Origin of the sequence: Arthrobacter sp. A2-55 (assembly GCF_025548615.1) — a bacterium.
In the GTDB taxonomy this organism is placed as follows: Bacteria; Actinomycetota; Actinomycetes; order Actinomycetales; family Micrococcaceae; genus Specibacter; species Specibacter silviterrae.
The window spans coordinates 1-1,977 of the sequence record NZ_JAJLOZ010000140.1 but is presented as its reverse complement, the minus strand read 5'-3'; the positions used below and the strand labels follow the sequence as shown (position 1 = coordinate 1,977).

The window sequence follows — 1,977 nt, the reverse complement described above, 5'->3', positions numbered from 1 at the left end:
TGATGCTGACGCCGGCCAGCGCCACCAGCGCCCCGATGACGTCCCAGCGGTCGGGCGTGAATTTGTCGACGATCATGCCCCAGATCAGTGAACCGGCAATGAAGACCCCGCCGTACGCAGCGAGAACCCTGCCAAAGTTGGCGTCGGCCTGCATCGCTGCAATGAAACCGTATGCGCCCAGGGCCACCACGCCCAGCCCGGCCCACCACCATGCCTTGCCCTCGCGCACAGCCTGCCAGACCAGCCAGGCGCCGCCGATTTCAGCCACTGCGGCAAGGGCGAACAAGATAACGGTTCTGGCGATGCTCATGGCCCCATCATCCCTTGAAGGATGTGGGCACCGAAACTTCATTGAACCAGGCGCAACGGCCGGCTGCCGAGCTGAACCGTGATTTCCTGGCCCCACGACGCCGTGATCCGGTCGTCCTCCATGCCGTCGCCAAAGATGACGAGCTGGTCCGAAGCGACCCTGATCCGCAGCGCTTGCCCGGAATCCAGCAAGCCTTCGGTCAGTGAAACTCCAGTAGCAGGCGACGGCCAGGCCTCGCGGACGAACCAGGCCAGCCGCGGATCGGAGGGTGCAGGAAGCGCCCGCCCTCCGCGCTCCAGAGCAATCGACGCACACCAGCTGGTGGCGCCCGTCCCGGTGGCGACAACCAGCCCGGAGGACGATTGGCTCTCAAGCCGCCCGTCCGGCGTCGTCAGTTCATGGCGGGCGGATTGGTGCGATGTATGCCCGACGAAGATTTCATTGAGGGCGCAGAGCTCCTGGCCGTCGTCGGGCCGGGCCGAAACCATTGTCAGTTCCTGGCAGCCCTGGGCGCCGGATGGCACGGCCAGCCAGCGGGCCCCGGCCGCTGAGGTACTTCGCGGGGCTGGCCACGAGTCCGTCTTGGCGGACGACGGCGACGCTGAGGCCGCCGGCTGGTATCCGGTCAGGGACGTTTTTGCCGGCGAGCACCGCCTGGCTTTCGGCCACTTGAAAATACCTGGCGACGCCGTGGAACGGGCCCGGTCAAAGCTTGAGTATTCGCCGCTGGGAGCAGCGTTTTGTGGGGAAGTGTTCACCTGGCGCAACTGCGTGCCGTCTCGAATCAGCCGCTCATGCGTCCAGGTGCTTCAATCTGATGCCGCCCCTGAAACTCAGAGGTCAAACCAGGGGACGGCATCGTGGTGCACGGTCCCAGAAGTGTCATCCGGCCGAATCTCCAGCTCAAAGGGCGGCTCGACGCCGGCGAGTTCCCGCACGGTGACCCGGAACAGGCCGGGCGCGCAGGGCATGCGCAGGCTGTTTCTGGGGTCGGCTGCCAGTTGGTCCTTAAATTGTGCCGCCGTGGAGAGCTGGAGGTAGCTGGTCAACCACAGGCCCGCATCGCCAACCCGGACAGTTCCTGACGCCTCACGGATGACCCGGCCACCGTCCCGCCGGCGAACAAGGGCAAACACCTCATCGGCCGCCTCATCACCCGGGCAGGCAATGAAGGCATTGCCCAAGTTCATCTGCTCGACGAAGTGGTCCGAAACTTGTGTCAAGGTCCAGTTGTCGGCCACGAAGCTGCTGTAGCTGTCGGGGCAGACCAAGGCAATAAAGCCGTCTTCGTCGATAGGGAAGAAGAGATTCATTTCCAGTGGGGTGTTCATGGTGAAAATACTAGCCATGGCGTGATGGAGGCCCGGCCCGGACAGTCCGGGTGTGCTCCCCCCGGACGCTCCATCACTTTCTGCTGTCTTTGTGCGGACGCTCTATCACCTTCTGAGCGGGGGCGCCCTCCGGGGTGTCCGGGCCGCCCGCTTGCGCTCAGCGATCTACCGCTTGCGCTCAGCCGCACTTCCGCTGGGGCAAAACTCAAGCCGGGTTCTGCCCCCGGTGCACCCGGGGCGCAACTCTGATTGGGTTTTGCCCCACAGCAAAGTCCGCAACCTATTTACCGGATCACCACATAAACCACCCCGGCCGGAAGACCCCGAAAGGGAGGT

General features: G+C 64.5%; 3 protein-coding genes. All 3 read right to left on the bottom strand.

The features are described from left to right. Positions 1 to 310, bottom strand: a 310-nt coding sequence (locus LPN03_RS20665; RefSeq protein WP_262455748.1) for a YnfA family protein, incomplete at its 3' end; no start/stop codon positions are given. A gap of 38 nt (positions 311 to 348) precedes the next feature. Then, entirely contained in the window at positions 349 to 1,068 is a 720-nt protein-coding gene (locus LPN03_RS20660; protein ID WP_262455747.1) for a hypothetical protein, read from the bottom strand. Between the two features lie 75 nt (positions 1,069 to 1,143). Then, positions 1,144 to 1,641, bottom strand: a complete 498-nt coding sequence (locus tag LPN03_RS20655; RefSeq protein ID WP_165183534.1) for a hypothetical protein — start codon at positions 1,639 to 1,641, stop codon at positions 1,144 to 1,146. Between the last annotated feature and the right edge of the window lie 336 nt (positions 1,642 to 1,977).

What these genes read in the sequence shown, in the direction of transcription:
- LPN03_RS20655 (WP_165183534.1), bottom strand. Translation starts at nt 1,641, where the DNA reads ATGAACACCCCACTGGAAATGAATCTCTTCTTCCCTATCGACGAAGAC.